The sequence below is a fragment of the Allobosea sp. 05T439 genome (assembly GCF_056396005.1).
Genome location: NZ_JBFTKP010000009.1, coordinates 77,265 through 99,983, shown reverse-complemented (window position 1 = coordinate 99,983; position 22,719 = coordinate 77,265). Strand labels below are relative to the sequence as shown.

Here is a 22,719-nt window from a genome sequence, read left to right as displayed (position 1 = left end):
CGTCAGACCTTCTCGACTTCGGGACGACCGAGGATCCCGGACGGCATGAAGACGAGCACCACCGCAAGGATGCAGAAGGCGGCGACGTCCTTGTAGTCGATGGTGAAATAGGCGGACCAGAACACTTCGATCAGGCCGATCAGCAATCCGCCGATCACGGCGCCGGGAAGGGAGCCGATGCCACCCAGAACCGCCGCGGTGAAGGCCTTCACGCCTGGCGTGAAGCCGTCGGCGAAATTCACGACGCCGTAGAGCACGAGGTACATCACACCGGCGACGGCGGCGAGCGCTGCGCCCATCACGAAGGTGATGGAGATGGTGCGGTCGACGTCGATGCCGAGCAGGCCGGCCATCTTGCGGTCCTGTTCGCAGGCGCGCTGGGCGCGACCCAGAGAGGTCTTCTGCACGATGAACCAGAAGGCGGCGAGCAGGATCGCGGTGGTGAGGATGATGACGATCTGCTTGTAGGAGATCTGGACCGTGTAGGTCGCGCTGTCGATCAGCGTGATCGACTTGTTCAGCATTGGCGGGATCGACTTGTTGCGCGGGCCCTGCACGACCTGGACGAAATTCGTCAGGAAGATCGACATGCCGATGGCCGAAATCAGTGGGGCCAGTCGGAAGGAACCGCGCAGCGGCCGGTAGGCGACACGCTCGATCGTCCAGTTCCACAGCGACGTGAAGAACATCGCCAGCACCAGCACGAAGATCAATGCCAGGACGATGAGGCCGGCGCCGAACCAGGAGGCGATCAGCATGAAGAAGATCAGCGCAATGAACGCGGAGAGCATGAAAACGTCGCCATGGGCGAAGTTCACCATGCCGATGATTCCGAAGACCATCGTGTAGCCGATGGCGATGAGGCCGTAGATCGACCCCAGGGTCAGCCCGTTGATGAGCTGCTGGAGGAATACTTCCATTGACGACGTCTAACCCCTCGAACCAGCTCCCGTTCTCTTCGCCGGCATGACGCCGACGCATGCGGGATGCGATTGCTATGCAGAGCTACCAATGGCTTGCGCCTGCGACAATCCACCCATGCCATATTTCTGTCAAAAGCAATCTCGGACCGCTTGCTCTCGAAACAGGCAGAATTCTGTGCAGTGCAGCGCCAATTTGGCGCAAGATGATTGTCTGTTGTGCGGTGCGGCATCCTCCTTCGTGCAAGTAAAACGGGTGTTGGCAGGGGCTGTCGGGTGCGATCGGTCACCTTGCAGCCGCGGGTCTGCGGGGCGCGATCGTCGGTGACGATCGTGCTGTCGTCGATCATCCGGGGCCAGCCCTCGATCGAAGGTATAATAACGTCCTGGCACTGCCGCCCTTGGCGGCATGGTCGTGCGTCGGGGGATGTGAGGGGCGCGCCCAGCCGCTTCGCCAGCTCGCGGCCGATGGTCAGTTTCCCGCAGCCCGGCCAACCATTGATATGGATGATCAGGTCGGGATCAGCCATGCCGCCCCTCAGAACCGGTTCGGGCTGAAATGGCCGAGATCAATCGCCGACGGGCGACCGGCGATCAGATCGGCGACGAGGCCGCCGGTCACCGCAGATTGCGTCATGCCGTAATGGCCGTGTCCGAAGGCGAGCACGACGCTTGGGTTGCGCGCTGCCTTGCCGATCACCGGTAGGGAATCCGGCAATGACGGCCGGAAACCCATCCAGAGACGGCCACTGCCGAAGGCAGGCAAGCCGTCGACGAGGTTGGCGGCCTTATCATAGAGCGCCCGCGTCCGCGCGGGATTGGGTGGTGCATCGAGGCCACCGAACTCGACCGCGCCGCCAATGCGCAAGCCGCTGTCGAGCGGGGTCATGACGAAGCCATGCCCTTCGAAACCGATGGGCCGGGATGTCAGCCCCGTGCTGCCGGGGAAGCTGACATTGTAGCCGCGCTCGGTCTCGAGCGGCACAGCGTTTCCGAGAGCGGCAGCGAGCGGCCTCGACCAGGCTCCTGCGGCGATCACGGCGCGGTCGACCACGCGCTGCCAGCCGTCGCGGCCGATCAGGGCAGGGCGCGCGGCCATTGAGAGGTTGATGACCTCGGCCTTCTCGAATTGGGCGCCGCGCGCCAGCGCCGCCTCGAAAAGGGCGAGCGACAGTTCGAGCGGGTCGCTGATATGGGCGGTCTCGGGGTGGAACGCTGCTCCGACGAAGCGGTCCTTCAGGGCGGGTTCGAATTGGCGAAGCACGTCAGGGCCGATCATCTCGACCTTGATGCCAAATTCGGCCTGCCGCTGCGCAATACGCCTAGCTTCCGCGAAGGCGGCGTTGTCGGTGAAGGCGTAGAGACCGCCATTGCGATGAATGTGGCGGCTGAGATGCGTGGTCTGGGCCAGTTTCAGCCAGGCCGGCAACGCCTGTTGCTGCAGGGCGCCGAGGCCCTGGATCGAGCGTTCATAGGCGGCTGGGCGCGCGGCCAGGATGAAGCGGACGAGCCAGGGCAGGAGCTTTGGCAGATAGACAGGGCGGATGGCGAGCGGTCCAAGCGGATCGGCCAGGAATCTCAGCACCTGCCGCAGGTTCTTCGGGCTCGCAATCGGCAGGATGTCCGTGTGTGCGATCCAGCCGGCATTGCCGCGTGAAGGGCCGAAGGCCGGCCCTTCCTTATCGATGATCAGAACCTCGTGACCGTCGTCAAGCAGGGCATGCGCAGTGGCGATGCCCACAATGCCTGCTCCGACGATCGCGATCTTCATGAAAGGCTGAGCTCCTTCAGGGCGCCCGGCTTCTTCACCTCGATCTCGATAAAGGCGATCGGATGGTCCGAGCCGTTMATCACGTCATGCTGGATGCCGGCCGGGCGCATATAGGCCTGGCCCTGAGCCAACGGAACGTCGGTGACATTCGTCCCGTCATGGATGCGCAGCGTGCCGTCGAACAGCATGATGACGAAATAGGGCCAGCCATGGCTGTGCCAGCCGGTCACGGCACCGGGCTCGAAGTCCCAACGGGTGATGCGGATCGTCTCGTCGTCCTGCTGGACGGTTGGAACGGCGGGTGTCGTGCAGGTAAAGGCCACGGTACCTCCCGGAGAATGGATCAGAGTTTCGGCAGGCTAGCCACTTGGCTTTCGCTGCCTTGACGACGGCCGCAAGGCAGGCGCGCTCCGCACCCTCCCGTGCGATACATGTGGCGATCACGCGAGTTGATCACCGCCGCCTCGACCAGCTTGATGTTCTGGCCGAGTCGCGCCGCGACGTCGAGCCGCGAATAGGTCCAGCGACGGATTGCTCCGGTCTCGGCCCTGCAACCAGATTTGGCGAGAGATCGTCGACGCCGATATGCGCCGCGAAGCGATCGGCGCGGGGCGATCTCGGCGAAGTCGAGCTCGTCAGTGGGGCGTGAGCCTGGTGGTCCGGAAGGCAGGGCGCTGATGCATTTCGTCATCGCAGAATGCTTCTTGCGTATGAGGACGTTTCGCTTGCAGATTGCATTGCGGCTGCGGCCGGCCCGTATCGGTCATGGTGATATATCAATGCTGGATGTCGCGTCAATCCTCGCCTTCCGTCCCGCGGGAGCGAAATGAGCATGCGCTCCAACGAAGAAACCCAGCTGCCTCCCGAGACGGATGTGCGTGTTCCGCCCGGCGCTGCGACGAGCCTCTCGGAGACCGCCTATCGCCGTCTCGAGGAGGCCATCGTGACGCTCTCCCTGAGGCCCGGCGCGGTGCTGACCGAAGCCCAGTTGATCGATCTCGTCGGGGTCGGGCGCACGCCGGTTCGCGAGGCCCTGATCCGCCTCGCACAGCAGGGGCTGGTCGACATCCTGCCGCGCAAGGGCGTCGTCGTCACCGGCATCAACGCCATCGACATCATGGCTGCTCTGGATGCGCGAGAGGTGCTGGAGAGGCTGATCGCATCGGATGCGGCGAAGCGGGCGAGTCCGCGCGAGCGCATCGTCATCATCGAGAAGGCGCGCGCCATGCGCGTTGCAGCCGAGGCCGGCGATGCCAATGCCTATATGCGGCTCGACAAGGAGCTCGATGCGGCGGTCGCCGCCGCCGCACGCAGCCCCTATGCGACACGCGCCGTCGAACCGCTGCAGGCCCTGATCCGGCGCGCCTGGTACTATTTCGAGCGCGAGGACGATCTGGTGCCCGCGGCGGGGCATCATGTCGCCTTCGCCCAGGCCCTGGCAACGGAGGATCCTGCCGCGGCGAGTGCAGCCAGCGATGCCCTGATGCAGCACTTGCGCGCCGGCTTGCTGGCGACGCTCGGCCGCGACTGAGAATTGAGGGGCGCGCGCCATTGATATATCTATTTCGAGGGCCGTGGAGCCCATGACGGCATGACATTGCGGCTGTGCGCTGGCCATCGCGCCGGAAAATCCCTACATCAGCCGGCGAAGACCTCCATTCCTGCAGATCGGGCTGATGACCAAGACGTTCCAGGCCGTGCCCCATGTAACGGCCATTCCTGATGCGCCGGCCTTCCGTCAGGCAATGGCGCAGGTCACGAGCGCCGTGCATATCGTCACCACGCGGGGCACGACGGGCCGCGCGGGCCTGACTGCGACCTCGGTCGCCTCGGTGTCCGACGCGCCGCCGACCATGCTGGTCTGTGTCGACGGCATCAGCCGCACGCTCGCCGCGATCGAGGCGAGCGGGACTTTCTGCATCAACACGCTGGCGGGCGATGACGGGGATCTCGCCGAGATCTTTGCGCGGCGTCGGGGCATCGAAGGCGAGGCCCGTTTCGCGACGGCCGAGTGGACGACGCTCGTGACCGGAGCGCCGGCACTCGTCGGCTCGCTTGTCGCCTTCGACTGCAGGCTGATCGAGGTGCACCGTGTCGCGACCCACCGCATCCTGATCGGAGAGGTCGTGGCGATCGGCGGCCGGGGCCAGGGCAGCGGGCTGGTCTACCGGCGGCGCGGCTTCTCCGAGGTCTGAAGGGCCGTCAGACCTCTCCGGCTTCCTCGGCGACCTCGGCGAAGACGATGGCCGCTTCCTTGAAGGCGTGATTGGCGGCTGGCACGCCGGCATAGATCGCTGTCTGCATCAGCACTTCCTTGATCTCGTCGCGCGTCAATCCGTTGTTCAATGCGCCACGGACATGGATTCGGAATTCGCCCCAGGAGCCGAGCGCGGCTGCAATCGAAAGCACGATGAGCGAGCGCTCACGCTTGATCAGCCCCGGCCGGTTCCAGATGTCGTTCCAGGCGGTTCGGGTGATGAACTCCTGCCAGTCGCGGTTGAACTCGGTGACACCGGCACTGGCCTTGTCGACATAGGCCTCACCAAGCACGGCGCGGCGGGTCTTCATGCCATTGGCATAGCGGGTGGCGTCGTCCATGGCGGCCTCCTCAGGCGTTCAGGAAGTCGAGAACAGCCCGGCCGAAGGCCTCGGGCTGCTCGAGATTGGAGAGATGGGCGGCATCGAGCGTGACAAGCTCTGCACCGTGGATGGAATCGGCGATCTGCTGGCCGACGGCGGGCGGTGTGGCCGGGTCGAGCGCGCCGACAATCACCAGCACGGGCAGGACGATTGCCGAGATCGCCTCGCGCTGATCCATGTCGCGGATCGCGGCGCAGCAGCCCGCATAGCCGAGCGGTGGCGTGGTCGTGAGCATCGCACTCACGGCCTCCACGGTCTTTCCGTCGCGCTCGCGGAAACCCGGGCTGAACCAGCGTTCCAGCGTCGACTGCACCAGCGGCCCCATGCCATTGGCGCGGACATTGCGGATGCGGCCGTTCCAGAGATCGGGCGGTCCCATCCGGGCGGAGGTGTTGGCCAGCACCACGCGGTGGAGCCGCCTGGGGGCATGGGTTGCGAGCCATTGCCCGACCATTCCGCCCATGGACACGCCGCACCAGTGCACCTTGTCCAGGCCGAAATGGTCCGTGATGCCGATCGCGTCGCCGGCGAGTTCGGCCAGCGAATAGGGCCGGTCTGGCGCCGTCGATTTGCCATGGCCGCGCGAGTCGTAGCGCAGGACGCGGAACTGCTTGGTCCATTCGGGAATCTGCGGATCCCACATGTGCAGATCGGTGCCGAGTGAGTTCGAGAGCATCAGGACAGGTGCGTCCTCAGGCCCGTCGAAGCGGATATTGAAGGGCTCGCCCCGGATGGTCTCGATCGGCATCGTCCTGTCTCTCCCTGGCCTATTGTACCGCGATGTTGCCGTCGCTGCTGATCAGAAGCGTCTTACCTGCAAGCGCCGCTTGCTGCGATGCGGGCAGCCGCAGAGCCGGCGGCGTCGGCCAACCCATCTCACGCGCGACGACGAGGCCGAGCAGCAGGATCGCATCGGGCGCATCCATCAGGATCGCCGCGGGCGCGTTCCCGGCATGGACGAGTTCGAGCAGCACGGCCGAGGCAGAGGACGAACCGATCGTGCCGGGCAGGGCGAGCACAGTGCCAGCGATGTTGCGGTCTCGCTCGGGATGGCGCGCATCGATGATCATGCCCGTGCGCGGATCGACGCCGCCCCAGAAGCTGATTGCTGCGCTGAGCGCCAGGCACTCGCCCTTCACGTCGCCGCCGGGGATCAGGATTTCGCCCTTCAAGACCATGTCCGGGGCTCCCTGACGAGGCGACCGGCGACGGCGCTCTCGACGCATTCGGAGAGCGAGCCGTAGGTCACGGCGTAGCCGGTATTGCCCGGTGCATATTGCGCGAACTTGCCGGAGTTCGTCATCAGCACCGCGCCTTCGATCTCGGGCAGGATCGGCGTCACCACCACGCAGGTATCGACGACGAAGATGACGCCGGCGGCTTCCAGGCGCTTGCGGCGCCCCTGCGCTTCCAGAGGTTGGAGCACGTGGCGACCGGTATTGGCGTAAAGCGGGCGAGAGAGCGTGCGGTCCGCGAGCAGGTTTTCCAGCTCACCCATCTCCTTCAGGGAAAGGTGTGGCGAGCCGATCGCGACTGCGTCGATACGGTCGGTGGTGCCTGCCGTGGAGAGCCGCGCAAGGGTCGCCTGCACCTCCAGATGCGTCAGCACGATGCGCTGTTTCGGGGGGCGGTCCCCGAGTGCCGTGGCGAGATCAGGAGCTTCGGGCGTGACACCGGCGACATGAAACAAGCCGACGCCTCCGGTCGAGGCAGCAGCCGCACCGAGCGCCTTTAGACGGTCCTCGGTCGTACAATCCTGAAGCCCCTCAATGACGACGACCGTGCTCCCGGCAGCGCGTCCAAGAAAGGTGCCGAGCACGGGATAGAACACATCCGACCGGCGCAGCTCCTTCGAGAGCCCTCCGACGTCGAGCAGCAACTCCGCGACACGGTTCTCGGCGCGGTGGAGGCCGTAATCCGGGGCGCGCCCGGCAATCGCGCAGGCGATGTCGAGGAAATCGCCATAGCGGTTGGTGCGCGCGCCCAGCACCGAGTTGCAGAAGACGACGGCATTCGACTCGCCCCAGGCGACGTCGCTGCCCTGTGCGGGGCGGTGTCCGGCCTGGTAGGGCGCACAGGTCCAGCTCGGTTCGCAGCCCATCGCCTCATAGGCGCGCATCATGCGGGCCGCCATATCGCGCTGATGTGCGGCGAGGCGGATCACGGCACAGCCGGCGGGGGCGAGGGAGCCGACATTCAGCGTCGCCCGCACAGCGACCCTGGCGCCGCCCTCGACCAGTTTCTCCGCGAAGAGCGTGCCGGAATCACCGTGGTAGAGCGCGCCGTCGATATGGGCCGAGGCAACGGGTATCAACCTCCGTGCACCCATCAGGCGAGCGGCTTCGGCGACGATACGCAAGGCCATCGCTGAGCCACCGCCTCGCGCGCCGGAGGCAATCGCCCGCTCCTCGTCGGTCAGTTGCAGCATGTCAGTCCATATACTCGCGCTCTTCTTCGTAGAGCGCGAGTATCCGGTCGATGATGCAGTCGCTCGCTCCGCGATAGGTCGCCGGATCGAACAAGATGTCGAGTTCGTTTTCACCAAGGCGGCCGGCGAGCGCCGGATGCTCGGCGAGAATGGACTTGAGATGCCTGCCGCTGGCCACGCAGTCGCGGCTTGCCTCCTCGAGCAGGTGATGCGCCTCGGCCCGGCCGATCGACGCCGCAAGCGCGAGCGAAACCCGCTCGGCCATGACCAGGCCGTGGGTGAGCTCGAGATTCTGCCGCATCCGTTCCGGAAAGACCTGCAGGCCCTCGATCAGCGCCACACTTTGATGGAGTGCCGTACCGGCGATGATGAAGAGTTCGGCAAGCGTGCGCCATTCGGCATGCCAGCCGCCCATGGCGCGCTCGTGCTCCTGCGGCATCGCTGCGAGCATGGTCGAAACCAGCCCCGGAGCGCGCTTCGCTCCGGCGAGGATCAGCGTGCACAGCACCGGGTTGCGCTTGTGCGGCATGGCGGAGGAGCCGCCCTTTCCGGGCGCTTCCGGCTCGGCCAGTTCGCCGATTTCGGTCTGCGCCATCAGCGCCGTGTCCTGGGCGATCTTGCCGAGATGCCCCAGGACGATGCCAAGCTCGGCCGCGATCCGCGCCGGCCGGTGCCGCTCCGTGTGCCAGGGCGTCAGGACTGCGCCGATCGCCGGCATCGTCCTGCAGAAATTCTGGAGCACGGCTTCAGCCTTGTCGCCGAGCGAGGCCAGGGTCCCGGCTGCTCCGCCCAACTGATGCGAAGCCTGGCCGTAGATCATGAAATCGTCATGGAAGCGAACGATCGGCCCAAGCCACTGCGCCACCTTGACGCCGAAGCTGATCGGCACGGCATGCTGGAGGAAGGTGCGCCCGATCATCGGAGTGTTTCGATGGCGCTTCGTCAGTTCGGCGAGGGCGTGGGCGAGACGGGCGGAGCGCCGGAGGATCAGCCGGTAGGCCGTGCGATATTGCTGGGCCTGGCCGGAATCGATCACATCCTGGCTGGTTGCGCCATAATGCACCCATTTGGCCGCTTCCGGATCGACCGCAGCGACCTGGGCGGTCAATTGCTTGACCAGCGGGATTGCGGGGTTGCCTGCAAGAGTCGCGGCCCTGCCGATGGCGCCGATGTCATAAAGCTCGGCCTTGCAGGCCGCCGCGATCACGTCGGCGGCGGCCGCGGGGATGACGTCGGCGGCCGCTTCGGCGCGAGCGAGCGCGGCCTCGAAATCCAGCATGCCTTGCAGAAGTGCCCGGTCTTCGAACAGGCTTGCCATCTCGTGATCGGCGAAGAGCTCGCCATAGAGACCGGGCAGGTCAGTCATGGCGGCTCCGCGTGTTCGGAAATGCGTGGCGCAATGCAGGCTCGCTCCCCTTGTCTAGGCTGGCGCTTTCCGATCAAGGATAGACCAATGGGTCCTTGGATAGACCCGAGGCGCGCTCGCCCGCAATATGGGCCGTTCGGCGCAGCCAAGATGGAGGAGTGACGCCGTGGCGATGACGATGAATGGCGAGGTCACCTTACCCGCCAGCAAGGATGTGGTCTGGGCAAAGCTCAACGATGCCGAGGTGCTGAAGGCCTGCATTCCCGGCTGCGAACAGCTTACCAAGGACGACGATACGCATTTCTCGGCGGTGGTGAAGGTCAAGCTCGGGCCGGTGAAGGCGACCTTCCGCGGCAAGGTCGAGCTTGCCGATCTCGATCCGCCGAATGGCTACCGGATCGCGGGCGAGGGCGAGGGCGGGATCGCCGGATTCGCCAAGGGCGGCGCCAAGGTCGTGCTCAGTGACGCGGAAGCAGGGCAGACATTGCTGAGTTACGAGGTCGAGGCGCAGGTCGGCGGCAAGCTGATGCAGCTTGGATCCCGACTGATCGATTCGGTCTCGAAGAAGCTTGCCGACGAATTCTTTGCGAATTTCGCCAAGGCGGTCAGCGAAGGCTGAGCGCGCCCAAAGCATCGGCCCGAAACGTGGATGCGGTTCTCGGAAAATCCGATGCAAACGCAGGAGGTTAGATCACCGAACCGGATACACTATCCGGTTCGGTGATCTACGAGGCCTTGCGCAGCGACGCGAGAGCCTCGCTGACGGACGCTTCCGCCGCTCCGATCTGGAGCGCGATGTCCGACGCGGCTGTGTTGGCACGCTCGAGCGCTCTTGCCGTCGTGGCAAGTCCGTCATTGACGGCGGTCGCACTGGCGATGGCTTCGTCGGAGCTGTTTGCGACCTCGGCCGCATCGCGGGCGATGCTGGTCGTGACGAAGCTTTGCTGGGCGACGGCATCCGAGATCGCTTCGGAATCGCCCCTGATCTCACCAATCGTCTTGCCGATCGACGCAGAGCGGACGCCGCAGACCTCGGCACTGGCGGCCAGTTCGGCGATCTGCCGGGCAATATCCTGCGTCGCGCTGGCGGTCTGGGTCGCCAGCGATTTCACTTCGGAGGCGACGACCGCGAAGCCTCGGCCAGCCTCCCCGGCGCGTGCGGCCTCGATGGTTGCGTTCAGCGCGAGCAGATTGGTCTGTGCCGCGATATCGGCGATGAGCCCGACTACGGTACCGATGCTGCCGGTGACCTCGCGCAGCCTTGCGACGGCCGAATTCATCGCCTCCGCGTCGTCGACGGCCCGATTGGCAATCGCGAGGCTTTGCCGGGCGCGGTGTCCGATCTCGGCGATATTGGCCGACATCTCTTCTGTGGCGGCAGCCGTCTGGATCGCCTTTTCGCGCACGAGGGCGGAGGCGTGGGCGAGGCTACCGATCTGATTCTTGATGAAGGTGGTGGCTTCGGTCGTCTCGAACGAGGTCGAGACGAACTGGTCGACCGCGCCGCTGATCGTCGTATCGAGCTGACCGATGCGGGACTTCATCAGCGCAGCGGCGTTGTCGAGGGCCTGTCCGCGCCGTTCGGCCTCGCCAGCCTCGATCTGCTGATCGATCGTGATCGCGGTATTGATGTCGTAGGTCAGGATCCGCTCGATGATGTAGAGATCGCGGCCCACCTTCTTCGGCGACAGGACAAGGCGCCAACGGCTGGCGACCGAGATCGCCTGGTACAATGCGAAGGCGATCGAGACCCGCGGGCGTGGACCGACCTTGGCCACGCGCTCCAGCACACATAAGCGCTCGATCGAATTGCAATAGGCTTCGCCGAACTCTCCATCGAACAGCTGCTTGAAATGTGCGGCTTCGGCCGGATAGAGCGTTTCGGCGACGGGCTCCACCGTGCTGCGCAGGGGCGCATGGATCACGAAGGCACGGGCAAAATCCTTGGCCACGAGGCCCTCGATCACACGGTCCACAATGGAGCGATAGCTTCGCAGGCGCTCGCGCTGGGCCTCGTCGAAGCCGATGGCGCGCAGGCGCCGCTGGATTTGATCAGAGATGGTCGACACCGACACGTTCATGATCCCGAGCAAGGCTTCGATAGCGATCAGCAAAGCTGTGATCTCCGGCGTTAACATTCTGCGAATGCAGGCCGTTCTCGCGCGCGTTTTCGTACGCGTGTGTTTGTTGCAGTGCAGCGTTGATGCTTGGCGAAAACAGCACTCAAAGTCCGCAAAATCGCCGCTTCATCTTGTCGCCATCGCGCTTGACCGCGCAAAATCCCGGGTCCACATTCCGTTTCGAGCTGTTCCAAGAAAAAACTGCCTGATGAGGCTAGAGGTTTCGCGAACGGCTCCGGCTCCGGATTTCAGTGGCTGGGAGGGTCACTGGCCGGGCGCCGGACGTAGGGTCCCAGGAGATGTGCTCATGGCCACGGTTTCGTTGACGGTGAACGGCAAGGCCGTCACCGCGAATGTTGATCCTCGCACCCTGCTGGTGCAGCTCCTGCGCGAGAACCTACGACTGACCGGTACGCATGTCGGCTGCGACACCAGCCAGTGCGGTGCCTGTGTGGTCCATCTCGACGGCAAAGCCGTGAAGTCCTGTACGACGCTTGCTCTTTCGGTCGATGGCGCCACGGTGACGACGATCGAAGGGCTCGCCGTGAACGGCGTGCTGCATCCGATGCAGGAGGCATTTCGCGAGCATCACGGCCTGCAATGCGGCTACTGCACTCCAGGCATGATCATGGCTGCGGTCGATATGGTGAGCCGTCGTGGCCATTCGCTCGATGAAGCGACGATCCGTGATGATCTCGATGGCAATATCTGTCGGTGCACGGGCTACCACAACATCGTCAAGGCGATCGCTGCCGGGGCGGAGGCGATGGGCAAGGCGGCGACGCCGACGCGCAAGGCTGCCGAGTGACGCCTTCGGCCGGCGCGCTCCCGCGCAGGCCGGTTCTCAAGCCATGAGGCGTCCGCCAGAGGCGCTGTGCGAGGAGGGAACACCATGTCCGCAACCGGAATCGGCGCCGCTGTCCGCCGCAAGGAAGATCACCGTTTCATCACCGGCCAGGGCCGCTACACCGACGACATCAACAGGCCGGGCCAGACCTACGCCTATTTCCTGCGTTCGCCGCATGCCCATGCCACGCTCAACAGGATCGACGCCAAGGCCGCGGCGACGATGCCGGGCGTGCTTGGGATCTATACAGGCGAGGATCTTGCCGCCGATAAGATCGGTGGGCTGATCTGCGGCTGGATGATCCATAACAAGGACGGTTCGCCGATGCGGGCCGGCCCGCACCCGGCGCTGGCGCAGGGCAAGGTCCGCTATGTCGGCGACCATGTCGCGGTCGTGGTGGCCGAGACGCTGGCGCAGGCCAGGGACGCGGCTGAGGCGATCAACGTCGATTACGGCGTGCTGCCGGCGGTGGTCGACACGGCGAGTGCCGCGAGCTCGAAGACCCAGGTCCATGCCGAGTCTGCCGACAACACGGTCTTTAACTGGCATCTCGGCGACAAGGCTGCGACCGAAAAGGCGTTCAAGGCGGCCAAGCACGTCACGAAGCTCGACCTCGTCAATAACCGCCTGGTGCCGAACCCGATGGAGCCGCGCGCGGCTGTCGGCGATTACGACCAGGGCGAGGGCGCCTTCACGCTCTACACAACGAGCCAGAACCCGCATGTCGCGCGGCTCGTCCTTTCCGCCTTCATCGGCATTGCGCCGGAGAACAAGCTGCGTGTCGTCGCGCCGGATGTCGGCGGCGGCTTCGGCTCCAAGATCTTCATCTATGCCGAGGAGACGGTTTGCGTCTGGGCCGCCAAGAAGGTGGGCCGGCCGGTGAAATGGACCTCGGACCGTACCGAGGCCTTCCTCTCCGACGCGCATGGCCGCGACCATGTCACCCATGCCGAGCTCGCGACCGACGCTGATGGCAAGATGATCGGCATGCGGGTGAAGACGACGGCCAATCTCGGCGCCTACCTTTCGACCTTTTCGTCCTCGGTGCCGACCTATCTCTACGCCCCGTTGCTGTCGGGCCAGTACGATATCCCGGCGATCTATTGCGAGGTCGATGCGGTCTACACCAACACGGCTCCGGTCGATGCCTATCGAGGCGCCGGCCGGCCGGAGGCGACCTTCGTGGTCGAGCGCCTGGTCGAGATTGCGGCGCGCGAACTCGGCAAGGATCCGGCCAAGTTCCGGATGCAGAACTACATCAAGAAGTTCCCGCATCAGACGCCGGTGATCATGATGTACGACACCGGCAACTATGCTGCCTCGATGAAGAAGGCGCTGGAGATCATCGACTACAAGGGGCTCGCCAAGCGAAAGCGCGACTCGGCCCGCAACGGCAAGCTGCGTGGCATCGGCTTCTCCTCCTATATCGAGGCCTGCGGTATCGCACCGTCGGCTGCGGTCGGCTCGCTGGGGGCTGGCGTCGGCCTGTGGGAATCGGCGGAGGTGCGGGTCAACCCCGTTGGGACCGTCGAGGTGCTGACCGGCTCGCACAGCCACGGCCAGGGCCATGAGACGACCTTTGCCCAGCTCGTCAGCGACCGGCTCGGCATCCCGATCGAGAATGTCTCGATCATCCATGGCGACACCGACAAGGTGCAGATGGGCATGGGTACCTACGGCTCCCGTTCGGGCGCGGTCGGCATGTCCGCGATCGCCAAGGCTGTCGACAAGGTCATCGCCAAGGGCAAGAAGGTCGCGGCCTATGTGCTCGAGGCGGACGAGGCCGATATCGATTTCAAGGATGGCAACTTCCGCGTGAAGGGCACGGACAAGACGCTCGATTTCGGCTCCTGTGCGCTGCAGGCCTATGTCGCCCACAAGTTCAACGGGCAGGATCTCGAGCCGGGGCTGAAGGAAGGTGCGTTCTACGATCCGACGAACTTCACCTTCCCGGCCGGCGTCCATATCTGCGAGGTCGAGATCGATCCCGAGACCGGCATCACCAGAATCGAGCGCTGGGCGGCCGTCGACGATTTCGGCATCGTGATCAACCCGATGATCGTCGAGGGCCAGGTCCATGGCGGCATTGCCCAGGGCGTCGGCCAGGCGCTGCTCGAAGGGGCGCGCTACAATCAGGACGGCCAGCTCGTGACTGCGAGCTTCATGGATTACTGCATGCCGCGCGCGGACGATCTGCCGTCCTTCGATGTTGGCATGACGGTGACGCCGTGCCCGTCCAACCCGCTGGGCATCAAGGGCTGCGGCGAGGCGGGCGCGATTGCCTCCCCGCCGGCCGTGATCAACGCCATCACCGATGCGCTCGGCCATGAGGAGGTCACCATGCCGGCAACGCCGCAGGTGGTCTGGCGCGCAGCGCAGAAGAGCATCAAGCGAATGGCCGCCGAGTGATCTGAAAGGACAACACGATGTACGCTTTCACCTATCATCGCCCGGCCACGGCCCGCCAGGCCGCTGGCCTCCTCGCCAAGAAGGAGGATGCCAAGCTGCTGGCCGGCGGGCACACCCTGCTGCCGACCATGAAGCAGCGCCTCGCGTCGCCGACACACCTCGTCGATCTCGGCGGTTGCGCCGATCTCAAGGGCATCGAGCGCAAGGGGCGCAATGTCGTCATCGGTGCGATGACGACCCATGCCGAAGTGGCGGACTCGGCTGTCGTCCGGGAGGCGATCCCAGCGCTGGCCTATCTCGCCTCGCATATTGGCGACCCGCATGTGCGCCATCGTGGCACGATCGGCGGCTCTGTCGCCAATAACGACCCGGCGGCGGATTATCCGGCGGCGCTCATGGCGCTCGGCGCCACCATTGTCACCAACAAACGCAAGCTCACGGCCGAAGAGTTCTTCACCGGCCTCTACGAGACGGCGCTGGAGGAGGGCGAGATCGTTGTCAGGATCTCCTTCCCGCTAGTGTCGAAGGCGGGCTACGCCAAGTTCCGCAACCCGGCTTCCCGCTATGCACTGGTCGGCGTCTTCGTGGCCAAGCGGGGCTCGGAGGTCAGTGTCGCGGTGACGGGAGCCGGCGAAGGCGGCGTTTTCCGCTGGCCGGAGGCCGAGGCCGCCCTGAAGGCCCGGTTCGCTGCGAAATCTCTCGATGGCATCAAGCACACGGCCAAGGGCATCAATGCCGACATGCATGCCGATGCCGAGTATCGGGCCCATCTGATTGGCGTGATGGCACGGGAAGCGGTTGCCAGGGCGACGGGCAAATAGCCGAAGCCGATTGACCTGCGACGGAATCCTCCCCCACACAGGGGAGGATTTTTGCTGATTGGCTGGTTGCGAGCGGAACATGGACAAGATGGTCATCACGGCGCCCGAAGCGCCCGAAGCAGCCGGCGGCTATGCCCAGGCCCTGCTGGTTTCCGGCGCGAGCCGACAGCTCTACATCAGCGGGCAGATTCCGAGCACGCGCGATGGAACGGTGCCGGAGAGCTTTGCCGAGCAATCACGGTTGGTCTGGCGCAATATCGAGGCCCAGTTGCACGCTGCCGGCATGACGCTCGACAACCTCGTCAAGGTCACGACCTTTCTCTCCGATCGCCGCTATGCCGCCGAGAGCCGGCAGTCGCGCAAGGAGATCCTCGGCGACCGGAAGGTTGCGCTCTCCGTCGTCATCGCTGGGATCTTCGACGAGGCTTGGCTTCTCGAGATCGAGGCCATAGCTGCCGCCTGACCGGCTCTGCTCTTTTGTCGCGAGAAGCCCTTGAAAACTCCCGGTTCCATCGACGCCACGCTTTCTCTCCTGCAATCGCAGGGCTATGTCGCCGATCGGGCGCTGGCGACTGTGCTCTATCTGGCTCTGCGCATGAAGCGACCGCTCCTGCTGGAGGGCGAGGCCGGCACGGGGAAGACCGAGATTGCCAAGGTGCTGGCGGCCGCGCTCGGGCGGCGCCTGATCCGGCTGCAATGCTATGAGGGGCTCGATCTCGCCTCCGCAGTCTATGAGTGGAACTATGCGGGCCAGATGATGGCGATCCGTCTCGCGGAGGCGGGTGGCGCTGCGGGGGATCGTGCCCGACTCGAATCCGACATCTTCTCGGAGCGCTATCTGGTCAAGCGCCCGCTCTTACAGGCGCTGGAGCCGCAGGAGGGCGGGGCGCCAATCCTGCTGATCGACGAACTCGACCGCACCGACGAGGCCTTCGAGGCCTTCCTGCTCGAGGTGCTGGCCGACGCGCAGGTGACGATTCCCGAGCTTGGCACGATCAAGGCGGCGGAGCCGCCGATCGTKATCCTGACCTCGAACCGTACACGCGAGATCCACGACGCGTTGAAGCGCCGTTGCCTCTACCACTGGGTCGGCTACCCCGACACGGCTCGCGAGCTTGCCATCCTGAAAGCGCGCGCACCGGAGGCCCCGGCCAAGCTGGCAAAGCAGGTCGTCGCCTTCGTGCAGGCGATCCGCAAGGAGGAGCTGTTCAAGGCGCCGGGCGTCGCGGAGACACTCGATTGGGCAAGTGCGCTGGTCGAACTCGACGCAGTCGCGCTTGACCCCGCGATCGTCTCGGACACGCTGGGGGCGCTGCTCAAGTACCAGGACGACATCCAGGCGATGCAGGGCTCGAAGGTGAAGGAACTGCTGGACCAGGTGAAGGCCGACGTGCGGGGATAGGCGCGCCTGCCGTGAGGACAGGCCTTGTGTACCGACCCAGGTCTTTCCTCTCATTCGCGTCGCAGCAGGTGGATGCGCGGGACCGGCCCGCGCATGATGGAGCAAGCGATGAACGACGACATCAAGGCGATCGAAGCCGCTACCTGGACTTATCTCGACGGGCTCTATGAGGGCGATGTCGGCAAGCTGAGCCAGATCTTTCATCCGACAAGCGCACTGACCCAATCGCTCCACGGCGAACTGAAGATCGTGCCGCGCGCCGAGTGGTTCGAGGCCGTGCGCAATCGCCAGTCTCCGAAGGCTGCTGGGATGGAGCGCAGCGACCATATCCTGACCATCGATCTCGTGGGCCCGGCCCTGGCTCTGGTGAAGCTAAAATGCCAGATGCCGCCGCGCTATTTCACGGATCTGCTCTCCTTCGTAAAAGTCGACGGCAAATGGGTCATTGCGCAGAAGGTCTTCATGACCGAGACCGCTGCGTGATCGCGCGGCAAGCCCTGGCCGGCGATCCGCGTCTACCATGACGGTGAGAACCTCGTGACCGGCAAGCTGCCTGAGAACATCGTCTATTTCGCGCGGGCGCTGCGCATCGCCGGTGTGCCCGTTGGTGCGGGGGCGGTGGTCGAGGCCGTCGAGGCGCTGGCGGATGGTGCGCTCGGTGCACGCGACGACGTTTACTGGGCGCTGCATGCGATCTTCGTGAAGCGGCACGAGGACAGCGTGATCTACGACCAGGCCTTTCGTCTGTTCTGGCGGCGGCGCAATCTGATCGAGAAGATCATGGCGCAAATGTCCCCCGTCTCTCCGGGGGCGGATAGTCAGCCGGAGAAGGCGGAAGCGGGTGCGTTGCGGGTCGCTGAAGCATTTGCTCCGCCGCGAGACGAGCATGACGAACCCCCGGTCGAACTGACCGAGCTTTCGGCGCGCCTGACCGTCTCCGATCGCGAAATGCTGAAGTCACGCKACTTCGCCCAGATGAGTGCGGCGGAGATCGCCAAGGCCAAGCAGCTGATGTCCGAGCTGCGCCTGCCGCGGGATACCGTGCCGACGCGGCGTTTCCAGGCATCGCATGTCGGCGCGCGCATCGACCCACGCCGCACCTTCCGGCGTTCGCTCAGGGGGGGAGGCGGCTCGATCGACCTCGCATTTCGCGAGCGCGCCGAGATCCATCCCCCGGTGGTCGCGCTCGTCGATATCTCGGGCTCGATGGCAGAGTATTCGCGCATCTTTCTGCATTTCCTGCACGCGATCACGGAGAAGCGCCGCCGGGTGCATTCCTTCGTCTTCGGCACGCGCTTGACCAATGTCACGCGGGGCCTGAGGGCGCGGGACCCTGACGAGGCGCTGGCCCTTGCCGGCAGGGCAGCGCCGGACTGGGAAGGTGGCACCCGCATTGCCGATGCCCTGCACAGCTTCAATCGCGTCTGGTCGCGGCGCGTGCTTTCGGGCGGGGCGATCGTGCTGCTTTTCACCGACGGGCTGGAGCGACATCTCGATGGCGAGCTCGCCTTCGAGATGGACCGGCTGCACCGCTCCTGCCGCCAGCTCGTCTGGCTCAATCCGCTGCTGCGCTTCGATGCCTTTCAGGCGCGGGCCAGCGGCATCCGGGCGATGCTGCCGCATGTCGATTCGTTCAGGCCGATTCACAACCTCGCGGCGATGGCTGATCTCTGCGCCGCACTCTCGCCGGACGCAGACCGGAGAAGTGATCCACGCCTGTGGTTGAAGAAGGCGGGCTAGGCGGGTCTGCTGAAGCGGCCATGCTGTAGGAAGTGCCGCGTCTGCTCGATCGCCTCGCGGTTGCGCATGATCAGTGGATGTGTCGCGTGCAGCGTGATGTGATCGCTCATCCCGGTGGCGCGGGTGCGCACAACCGAGACCCGGCCGTCATTTGGCCGCGGCAATAGCAGGGACGAGAGTGGATAGAACGAGCGGTGGCCAGCGATCACGCCGAGCGGATAGTCGACTGGGCCGAGGATGCGGAGCAACTGCTCCGGCCTTGCCGTAACCAGCTCCGCGCCGGCCGGACCGAAGAACGCGCGATAGAGCGGGTTTCCCTTCAGCAGATCGGCGATCTCGCTGCCTCGTTGGGGGGCGCCAGCATCACGACATGGCCGAGCCGCTCTGGGCGGTGGCGGGTGATATAGGAGCGCGCCACTAGCCCTCCCATCGAATGAGTGACGAAATGCAGTCGGCCGTCGAGCCCGCCGCTGAAGCGCGCGATCGGCTCATGCAGTTGCGAGGCAATGTCGTCGAGGCCGTTGCTGCGCGCGGGATAGTCGAGGTTCAGGGTCCCGTAGCCATCGGCCTTCAGAATGCGTTCGAGCCCCGAGAGCGATCCGGAGCGCCGCGCAATGCCGTGCAGTAGAACGATGCCGTCCATGGGCCGCCATGCCTTACTGCGCGCTGGATAGAGGGATCGTTACCGTAGGTCGAGGAGGGGCACGTGTTTTCGCCATCCGGATGCCCGCCGCATGCTCGAAACCTGCGGCGACTATGCTTAAGTAGGCGGGGCTCGCGGCCCGCTCGCGCGTATGATGCGGTGCGTCTAAACTGCGCTCCGGCGCCGCGGGCCGAACAGGGACCGATAGCCATGATCAGTACCGACACCGATATTCTCGCCACGGCCGAGAGTTGGGCCAAGGCCGGGCGCGGCGTGGCGCTTGCCACTGTGATCGAGACCTGGGGCTCCGCCCCCCGCCCGGTGGGCTCGCATCTTGTCATCGATCAAGAGGGTAATTTCCTCGGCTCGGTCTCCGGAGGCTGCGTCGAGGGCGCCGTGGTGGAAGAGGCTGCCGACGTCATCGCCGATGGACAGGCGCGCACGCTTGAATTCGGCGTCGCGGACGAGACGGCCTGGAAGGTCGGTCTCTCCTGCGGCGGTCGCATTCKGGTCTATGTCGAGAAGGTGCACTGATGGCTTCCTGGGAAACACTTGCCGCCTTCGCGGTGTTGACGATCGCTGTCGCTTATTTCCCCGGCCCGGCTCTGCTTTACACGGCGGCGCAGACGATTACTCATGGCCGCCGCGCTGGCTTCATGGCGATGCTGGGCATCCATCTCGGCTGCTACCTGCATGTCATCGCAGCTGCCTTCGGCCTCTCGGCCGTGTTCAAGCATGTGCCGGAACTCTATGTCGCGGTGAAGCTCGCCGGCGCGCTCTATCTGGTCTGGCTCGGCATCGGCATGATCCGCTCCAGGCTCGGCGGAACGGATGTCGATGTCTCGCCGCCCAAGACCGTGAAACGGGCGTTGCTCGATTCCTTCATCGTCGAGGTGCTGAACCCCAAGGTGGCGCTGTTCTTCATCGCGTTGTTGCCGCAGTTCGTTAACCCCGCGGCGTCCCTGCCGGTCTGGGCGCAGTTCCTGATCCTCGGCACGATCGTGAATTTCGCCTTTTCCTCGGCCGATTTCGTGACGGTGCTGGGAGCATCGGCGGTCGTCAAGACGATGAAGAAGACCAAGTCCGGATTTGCCTTCGGCCGCTGGCTCGGTGGTTCTCTGATGATCGGCCTTGGCGTCAAGCTTGCGACCGACAGGGGCTGAGGCATGGATCTTTCGCTGCTCTCCGCGCTCAATGTCGAGCGCGCCGCCCGCCGTGCCGCAGTGCTGGTCACTGATATCGGCAGCGGTGCTCAACGGCTGGTAGGGGAGGCCGATCTCGCGACCGATCCGCTGGCTGGCCTGCTCGACAAGCAATTGCGTACCGGCAAGAGCGGTACGGTCGAGACGGAGGGGACACGTTACTTCCTGACCGTGCAGGTGCCTCCGCCGCGCGTCGTGGTCACCGGTGCGGTGCATATCTCGCAGGCGATGGCGCCGATGGCGAAGTTGCTGGATCTCGATGTCGCCATCATCGATCCGCGGACCGCCTTTGCTACGCCCGAACGCTTTCCCGACGTGACGCTGCTGCCGGAGTGGCCGGATGAAGCGATCAAGCAGCTCGGCCTCGATAGCTATACCGCCTTCGTCGCCCTGACCCACGATCCGAAAATCGACGATCCCGGGCTGGAGGCGGCCTTGCGCTCGGACTGCTTCTATATCGGGGCGCTGGGCAGCCGGAAGACGCATGGCAGGCGCATCGAGCGCCTGACGGCGGCTGGCTTCGATGAGGCGACGCTGGCCCGCATCCATGCGCCGATCGGCCTGGACATCGGCGCGGTCTCTCCATCAGAGATCGCGCTCGCCATTCTCGGTGAGATCGTGATGACACTGCGTGGCCCGCGCAGGGCACTCTCATGAAATTCGGCCCGGTCGCTATCGCCGATGCCGTCGGCTCCGTTACGGCGCATTCGGTGCGGGCAGGCGAGGTCATCGTCCGCAAGGGGGCGACGATCACGGAGGATGATGCGCGCCGCCTGGCGGGAGCTGGCGTCACCGAACTGGTCGCAGTCCAGCTCGAAGCCGGCGACGTCGACGAGAATGTGGCTGCCGAACGTCTTGCCCGGGCGCTCGCCGGGCGCGGCGTGGTGACCGAGGCTCCCTTTACCGGCAGGGTCAATCTCTTTGCCGCGACTGCGGGTGTTCTGATGCTCGACGTGCCGGCGCTCGACGCCTTCAACACGATCGACGAGGCCATCACCGTCGCGACGCTGCCAGCCCTCAGAGCGGTCGTTGCGGGCGAAATGGTCGCCACCGTGAAGATCATTCCCTATGGCGTCCCGAGTCAGCGCGTCGACGACGCGATCGGGCGGATCGGAGCGATCCGGCCGATCGCGGTCACCGAATACCACCTCAAATCGGTGGCCGTGGTTTCGACATTACTGCCCGGTCTCAAGCCTTCGGTGGTCGACAAGACGCTGCGGGTAATGGCGGAGCGTCTTGCTCCGGCAGGTGCAAGGGTCGAATCGGACGAGCGTGTGCCGCATCAATCGGGGCCGCTCGCGGAATCCATCCGCAGGGCGGTGGCGGGACCTGCCGATATCGTCGTCGTCTTCGGTGCCTCGGCGATCACCGATCGCCGCGACGTGATCCCGCTGGCTCTGCAAGAGGCAGGCGGCCGCATCGAACATCTCGGCATGCCGGTCGACCCCGGCAACCTGCTGCTGCTCGGTGATCTTGACGGCAAGCTGGTGATCGGCGCGCCGGGCTGCGCCCGTTCGCCCAAGGAGAATGGGTTCGACTGGGTGCTGCAGCGCGCGCTAGCCGGTGTTCCCGTGACCCGTGCGGACATTCAGAAGATGGGGGTCGGCGGCCTGCTGATGGAGATCGTCACGCGGCCGCAGCCGCGTGCACCTGGCCATCAGGCTGTGGCACCCGTTGCCGGGCTTGTGCTCGCGGCCGGGCGCTCGACCCGGATGGGGGAATGCAACAAGCTGCTGCAGACGGTACGTGGCGAGCCTCTCGTTCGTCATGCCGTGAAGGCGCAGCTCGCCTCCCGCGCTGCGCCCGTATTGGTGGTCACCGGGCATCAGGCGGCCGAGGTCAGGGCKGCGCTCGCGGGGCTCGATGTCGCATTTGTGGACAACCCCGATTTCGCGGCCGGCCTATCCAGCTCGGTCCGCGCCGGCCTCAGAGCCTTGCCGGACGATGTCCCGGGTGCGGTGGTCTCGCTCGGCGATATGCCGAACGTGACCCCGCAGGTGATCAATCGGCTGGCCGAGGCCTTCGCCGACCGGCCCGACGCTCTCGCCGTGGTGCCAACCCTGTTCGGTCAGCGCGGCAACCCGGCGCTGTTGTCGCGTGCGCTTTTCCCGGCGGTGGAGCGCCTCTCGGGCGACCAGGGGGCTCGCCGCCTGCTGGACGCCGCCGGAGAGTCGGTCGTGGAGGTGCCGCTCGACGATCCCGCGATTGCGATCGATGTCGATACGCCTGAGGCCCTGAAGGCACTGACGGGATAGAGCCCTGGTAGACCTGACATTGCCCGCGGGCTGTACGCTGTAACCTAGATACGCGCAGCCACGCGGGGGGCCCGCTCGCGCCGCGGCGACCAACGATGGTCGCGGATGCAGGCGATGTGCTGTCGCTTTGGCATTGGTTTTGCAGGCTTTTGTTA

Annotated in this window: 25 protein-coding genes; 14 read left to right on the top strand and 11 right to left on the bottom strand. The window is 65.2% G+C overall.

Annotated features, from left to right (window positions below):
* Positions 1-2: 2 nt before the first annotated feature.
* The 3 genes from AC1DIO_RS12885 to AC1DIO_RS12875 form a co-directional block, all read right to left on the bottom strand.
* Positions 3-920 (bottom strand): branched-chain amino acid ABC transporter permease, encoded by a 918-nt coding sequence (locus AC1DIO_RS12885; protein WP_113514119.1) that lies wholly within the window; start codon positions 918-920, stop codon positions 3-5.
* 538 nt (positions 921-1,458) lie between these two features.
* A complete protein-coding gene (locus AC1DIO_RS12880; RefSeq protein WP_441506196.1) occupies positions 1,459-2,691 on the bottom strand; it encodes an NAD(P)/FAD-dependent oxidoreductase in 1,233 nt (410 codons plus the stop codon).
* Positions 2,688-3,014, bottom strand: coding sequence for a cupin domain-containing protein (locus AC1DIO_RS12875; protein ID WP_476853478.1), 327 nt, complete (start codon positions 3,012-3,014; stop codon positions 2,688-2,690). The genes AC1DIO_RS12880 and AC1DIO_RS12875 overlap by 4 nt, the downstream gene beginning before the upstream one ends.
* Before the next feature lie 509 nt (positions 3,015-3,523).
* Between AC1DIO_RS12875 and AC1DIO_RS12870 the strand changes: the two genes are divergently transcribed.
* Together AC1DIO_RS12870 and AC1DIO_RS12865 are read left to right on the top strand one after the other, a co-directional pair.
* A complete protein-coding gene (locus AC1DIO_RS12870) occupies positions 3,524-4,222 on the top strand; it encodes a GntR family transcriptional regulator (protein WP_441506194.1) in 699 nt (232 codons plus the stop codon).
* A 145-nt stretch (positions 4,223-4,367) separates the two neighbouring features.
* On the top strand, positions 4,368-4,886 hold the full coding sequence (locus AC1DIO_RS12865; RefSeq protein ID WP_441491450.1) for a flavin reductase family protein: 519 nt from the start codon (positions 4,368-4,370) through the stop codon (positions 4,884-4,886).
* Positions 4,887-4,893: 7 nt separating this feature from the next.
* Here AC1DIO_RS12865 and pcaC read toward each other — a convergent pair whose 3' ends face one another.
* From pcaC to pcaB, 5 genes are read right to left on the bottom strand one after another with little or no spacing between them, the layout of a single operon-like run.
* Entirely contained in the window at positions 4,894-5,289 is a 396-nt protein-coding gene (pcaC, locus tag AC1DIO_RS12860) for a 4-carboxymuconolactone decarboxylase (RefSeq protein ID WP_441506192.1), read from the bottom strand.
* Positions 5,290-5,299: 10 nt separating this feature from the next.
* On the bottom strand, positions 5,300-6,079 hold the full coding sequence (gene pcaD / locus AC1DIO_RS12855; RefSeq protein WP_441506191.1) for a 3-oxoadipate enol-lactonase: 780 nt from the start codon (positions 6,077-6,079) through the stop codon (positions 5,300-5,302).
* 19 nt (positions 6,080-6,098) lie between these two features.
* Positions 6,099-6,509, bottom strand: coding sequence for an aconitase X swivel domain-containing protein (locus AC1DIO_RS12850; RefSeq protein WP_441506190.1), 411 nt, complete (start codon positions 6,507-6,509; stop codon positions 6,099-6,101).
* Positions 6,500-7,759 (bottom strand): aconitase X, encoded by a 1,260-nt coding sequence (locus tag AC1DIO_RS12845; protein ID WP_441506189.1) that lies wholly within the window; start codon positions 7,757-7,759, stop codon positions 6,500-6,502. Before AC1DIO_RS12845 ends, AC1DIO_RS12850 begins: the two co-directional genes overlap by 10 nt.
* A 1-nt stretch (position 7,760) precedes the next feature.
* Complete coding sequence (pcaB, locus tag AC1DIO_RS12840; protein WP_441506188.1) at positions 7,761-9,125, bottom strand: 3-carboxy-cis,cis-muconate cycloisomerase; 1,365 nt, start codon at positions 9,123-9,125, stop codon at positions 7,761-7,763.
* A gap of 166 nt (positions 9,126-9,291) precedes the next feature.
* Here pcaB and AC1DIO_RS12835 point away from each other — a divergent pair, with 166 nt between their 5' ends.
* Positions 9,292-9,744 carry an SRPBCC family protein gene (locus AC1DIO_RS12835; protein WP_069880024.1) on the top strand — a complete coding sequence of 151 codons (453 nt, stop codon included), beginning with the start codon at positions 9,292-9,294 and terminating at the stop codon, positions 9,742-9,744.
* A gap of 106 nt (positions 9,745-9,850) precedes the next feature.
* Here the strand turns inward: AC1DIO_RS12835 and AC1DIO_RS12830 are convergent, their stop codons facing one another.
* On the bottom strand, positions 9,851-11,194 hold the full coding sequence (locus AC1DIO_RS12830; protein WP_441506187.1) for a methyl-accepting chemotaxis protein: 1,344 nt from the start codon (positions 11,192-11,194) through the stop codon (positions 9,851-9,853).
* Between the two features lie 358 nt (positions 11,195-11,552).
* Between AC1DIO_RS12830 and AC1DIO_RS12825 the strand changes: the two genes are divergently transcribed.
* From AC1DIO_RS12825 to AC1DIO_RS12795, 7 genes are all read left to right on the top strand, one after another.
* Entirely contained in the window at positions 11,553-12,053 is a 501-nt protein-coding gene (locus AC1DIO_RS12825) for a (2Fe-2S)-binding protein (protein ID WP_113514142.1), read from the top strand.
* Positions 12,054-12,137: 84 nt separating this feature from the next.
* Positions 12,138-14,501 carry a xanthine dehydrogenase family protein molybdopterin-binding subunit gene (locus AC1DIO_RS12820; RefSeq protein ID WP_441506186.1) on the top strand — a complete coding sequence of 788 codons (2,364 nt, stop codon included), beginning with the start codon at positions 12,138-12,140 and terminating at the stop codon, positions 14,499-14,501.
* Positions 14,502-14,518: 17 nt separating this feature from the next.
* Positions 14,519-15,322, top strand: coding sequence for an FAD binding domain-containing protein (locus AC1DIO_RS12815; protein WP_441506185.1), 804 nt, complete (start codon positions 14,519-14,521; stop codon positions 15,320-15,322).
* Positions 15,323-15,401: 79 nt separating this feature from the next.
* Positions 15,402-15,785, top strand: a complete 384-nt coding sequence (locus tag AC1DIO_RS12810; RefSeq protein ID WP_441476659.1) for a RidA family protein — start codon at positions 15,402-15,404, stop codon at positions 15,783-15,785.
* 30 nt (positions 15,786-15,815) lie between these two features.
* On the top strand, positions 15,816-16,724 hold the full coding sequence (locus tag AC1DIO_RS12805; protein ID WP_113514152.1) for an AAA family ATPase: 909 nt from the start codon (positions 15,816-15,818) through the stop codon (positions 16,722-16,724).
* Positions 16,725-16,832: 108 nt separating this feature from the next.
* Complete coding sequence (locus tag AC1DIO_RS12800; RefSeq protein WP_162768090.1) at positions 16,833-17,207, top strand: nuclear transport factor 2 family protein; 375 nt, start codon at positions 16,833-16,835, stop codon at positions 17,205-17,207.
* A 54-nt stretch (positions 17,208-17,261) separates the two neighbouring features.
* Entirely contained in the window at positions 17,262-18,464 is a 1,203-nt protein-coding gene (locus tag AC1DIO_RS12795) for a vWA domain-containing protein (protein ID WP_476853477.1), read from the top strand.
* Here the strand turns inward: AC1DIO_RS12795 and AC1DIO_RS12790 are convergent.
* Both AC1DIO_RS12790 and AC1DIO_RS12785 read right to left on the bottom strand, forming a co-directional pair.
* Positions 18,461-18,712, bottom strand: coding sequence for a hypothetical protein (locus AC1DIO_RS12790; RefSeq protein WP_441506183.1), 252 nt, complete (start codon positions 18,710-18,712; stop codon positions 18,461-18,463). The genes AC1DIO_RS12795 and AC1DIO_RS12790 overlap by 4 nt on opposite strands.
* 71 nt (positions 18,713-18,783) lie before the next feature.
* The gene (locus AC1DIO_RS12785; RefSeq protein ID WP_441506182.1) at positions 18,784-19,107 is read right to left on the bottom strand and encodes an esterase/lipase family protein; all 324 of its coding nucleotides are present in this window, start codon (positions 19,105-19,107) and stop codon (positions 18,784-18,786) included.
* A 210-nt stretch (positions 19,108-19,317) separates the two neighbouring features.
* On the opposite strand from AC1DIO_RS12785, the gene AC1DIO_RS12780 reads away from it, so the two are divergent.
* The 4 genes from AC1DIO_RS12780 to AC1DIO_RS12765 are packed head-to-tail and all read left to right on the top strand — an operon-like array spanning position 19,318 to position 22,564.
* Entirely contained in the window at positions 19,318-19,641 is a 324-nt protein-coding gene (locus AC1DIO_RS12780) for an XdhC family protein (protein ID WP_476853476.1), read from the top strand.
* Positions 19,641-20,270, top strand: a complete 630-nt coding sequence (locus tag AC1DIO_RS12775) for a LysE family translocator (protein WP_441506181.1) — start codon at positions 19,641-19,643, stop codon at positions 20,268-20,270. Before AC1DIO_RS12780 ends, AC1DIO_RS12775 begins: the two co-directional genes overlap by 1 nt.
* 3 nt (positions 20,271-20,273) lie before the next feature.
* Entirely contained in the window at positions 20,274-20,966 is a 693-nt protein-coding gene (locus AC1DIO_RS12770; protein WP_113514162.1) for an XdhC family protein, read from the top strand.
* Positions 20,963-22,564 carry an NTP transferase domain-containing protein gene (locus AC1DIO_RS12765; protein ID WP_441506180.1) on the top strand — a complete coding sequence of 534 codons (1,602 nt, stop codon included), beginning with the start codon at positions 20,963-20,965 and terminating at the stop codon, positions 22,562-22,564. Before AC1DIO_RS12770 ends, AC1DIO_RS12765 begins: the two co-directional genes overlap by 4 nt.
* The last annotated feature ends 155 nt before the right edge of the window (positions 22,565-22,719 follow it).